The organism is Dietzia sp. Cai40, from assembly GCF_014145165.1.
Lineage (GTDB): Bacteria > Actinomycetota > Actinomycetes > Mycobacteriales > Mycobacteriaceae > Dietzia > Dietzia natronolimnaea.
This window is the reverse complement of sequence record NZ_JAALEB010000396.1, coordinates 1-2,366: the sequence shown is the minus strand read 5'-3', so window position 1 is coordinate 2,366 and position 2,366 is coordinate 1. Positions and strand designations below refer to the sequence as shown.

Sequence of the window (2,366 nt, the reverse complement as noted above, 5' to 3'; positions counted from 1 at the left end):
GTCAACGACGCCCCCGCCCTGGCGACCGCGGACCTGGGATCGCGATGGGGGCGATGGGCAACGACGTCGCGATCGAGACGGCCGACGTGGCCCTCCTCGGCGAGGACCTGCGGCACCTGCCCCGGGCGCTGCAGCACGCCCGCCGCTCCCGCCGGATCATGCTGCAGAACATCGGGCTCTCGCTGGCGATCATCATCGGGCTGGTGCCGTTGGCGCTGGCCGGCGTCCTGGGGCTGGCCGCGGTCGTGCTGGTGCACGAGCTCGCGGAGATCCTGGTGATCGCCAACGGTGTGCGCGCCGGACGCACGCGCCGCGGGCTCAGCCCCGGTGGAGCGACTGCACCCGCACCTCGAGCTCGGTACCGACCGGCACCGAGGCACCCAGGGCGTCCCGCAGGACCGACTGGATCTCCCGCACGCTCTGCCTGACCGGTCGGGAGGGGTCCAGGCTCACCTCGACGGTGACCCTGTTGCCGTCGCGGTCGACGTGGAGACCGAAGTGACTCAGGACCGGGCCGGCCCGCCGTATGCGGGCATCGAGCGCCCGCAGTGAGGTGCCGATGCCGGGTTCTATCCCGTTGACCCCGGGGACGGCGACCACCAGGTCGATCAACTCCGCTGCCGTCGGCTCAGTTCTCATGAAGATCCTCGATGTGGACGTCGACCACCAGGTCGACGAGGTCGAATTCGCGGGCGCACGCACCACGCACCGCCTGTCGGACCGCGTCCGCCAGGGCGGGCAGATCCGGGGTCGACGCCGCGAACGAGACGCGGCACGCGATGCGGCGGGGCAGACCGCGGGTACCCCAGCCCTCGACCGGATCGTGGTCGACGGTGGTCCGCAGACTCAGCACCCCCGGGACGCCGTCGACGGTGTCGCGGATCAGTGTCCGCAGGGCGAGTTCGGTCAGCGAGTAGGGGCCGATGTCGGTGGGAGGCATCTGCACCCGCGCGCCGTGTCGGGCATCCGCGCGGACGGCCTCCGCCAGTGCCGACCTCGCCCGACCGGACAGCTGCACGGAGTCGTCGCCCCGGCTCTCGAGCTCGTCCCAGTCGCGGTGCAGGGCACTGATCTGATCGAGATAGTGCCGGGTGGCCTCGGCGTCGTCGGGTCCACCGGGTCCGGAGGATCCGTCCATGGTGTTCACCGCCATTCCTTCATATATTCGATCACGTGCGTGCGGGCACGCGCGAGGCGGCCCCGTGCGGTGGACTCGGTGATGTCGAGCGCGGACGCGACCTCCCGATAGGACATGCCGTCGATCTCGCGCAGTGTCCAGCAGGACCGCAGATCCGGGTCCATCGTCCCGAGCACCCGGGCCAGGGCCTGCATCTGCGCGTTGACCACGGTGGTCTGCGCGGGGTCGGACCGGGGGCCCTCGTCGCGGTGGACGTTCAGGAGCTCGGGCGGCTGGGCGTCGGTGGAGCGGCGGGCCCGGCGGCGGGCGATGTCGGTCGCCCGACGCGAGCAGATCTGGGACAGCCAGCTCCGCACCGCATCCGGGTCGTCCAGGAGATGCAGCCGCTTCCACGCGGTGAGCAGCGACTCCTGGACCACGTCCTCGCTGTCCTGCCGGTCCCCCAACACCAGGTAGGCGATGCGGAACAGGCGACCCTGGTGGCGGTCGATCAACACGTCAAAGGCGTCGGGGTCACCGTCCTGTGCGCGCAGCACCAGGGTGCGGTCGGGGTACTCCCCCGGCGGGGAGGGCGCGGGGGTCATGCCGCCTCGGAGACCAGTTCCCCGCCCGCACCGTGATGGCGCACGGCCACGCGGTCGGATCGGGAGGTCCGCGGGGTGTGCACGCGGACCAGCAGGTCGACCGACCGAGGGCTGGTGCCGAGGGCGGTCTCCGGATCCGCGGCAAGCACCCGGCGGGCCTCCTCGACAGCCCATTCCACCTGCGCCTCCTCGGCGATCGTCACCTCGGCCAGGATCCGCAGGGAGGTCGTGGAGCCGGAGACCCGCACGGACGCCTCCTCGACGCCGGGGACGCCCTCCACCCGCTCGGCGAGCGCACGTTCCAGCACCTGGGGTTCCAGGGTGGCCAGGACGGTGCCGTCGTCGTCGTGCAGACGCAGAGAGGTGTGCGCCGGTGCGGTGGGGATCTGCGCGAGCAGCAGACCCAGCCCGGCGAGCACGGCGAGGACGGAGGCGGCGGTGGCGGCCGGCAGTGCCCACCCACGGTGCTCCTGCACCAGCATCGACACCGTCGAGTCGGCCGGCACCGTCAGGCCGGCGAGCGGCGAGCCCGCGGGGATGAGGGCGAAGGACACCGCGACCAGCCACGCCGCGACGGCCAGGGTCAGCAGACCCGCCACCGTCAACGCGATGCGGTTTCGGGTTCCGGACAGGCTACGCATGAT

At 72.2% G+C, this 2,366-nt stretch carries 4 protein-coding genes and 1 pseudogene; 1 reads left to right on the top strand and 4 read right to left on the bottom strand.

Annotated features, from left to right (window positions below; all coding sequences use genetic code 11):
* Positions 1-428, top strand: a pseudogene (locus G6022_RS14330) (cation-transporting P-type ATPase); the annotation flags it as partial.
* Here G6022_RS14330 and G6022_RS14325 read toward each other — a convergent pair.
* From G6022_RS14325 to G6022_RS14310, 4 genes are all read right to left on the bottom strand, one after another.
* Entirely contained in the window at positions 319-639 is a 321-nt protein-coding gene (locus tag G6022_RS14325) for a hypothetical protein (RefSeq protein WP_146166327.1), read from the bottom strand. The pseudogene G6022_RS14330 and the gene G6022_RS14325 overlap by 110 nt on opposite strands.
* Positions 629-1,153 (bottom strand): hypothetical protein, encoded by a 525-nt coding sequence (locus G6022_RS14320; protein WP_017838014.1) that lies wholly within the window; start codon positions 1,151-1,153, stop codon positions 629-631. Before G6022_RS14320 ends, G6022_RS14325 begins: the two co-directional genes overlap by 11 nt.
* Complete coding sequence (locus tag G6022_RS14315) at positions 1,144-1,722, bottom strand: RNA polymerase sigma factor (protein ID WP_107745852.1); 579 nt, start codon at positions 1,720-1,722, stop codon at positions 1,144-1,146. The genes G6022_RS14320 and G6022_RS14315 overlap by 10 nt, the downstream gene beginning before the upstream one ends.
* Positions 1,719-2,366, bottom strand: a 648-nt coding sequence (locus tag G6022_RS14310; RefSeq protein ID WP_241731235.1) for a hypothetical protein, incomplete at its 5' end; no start/stop codon positions are given. The genes G6022_RS14315 and G6022_RS14310, both read right to left, overlap by 4 nt.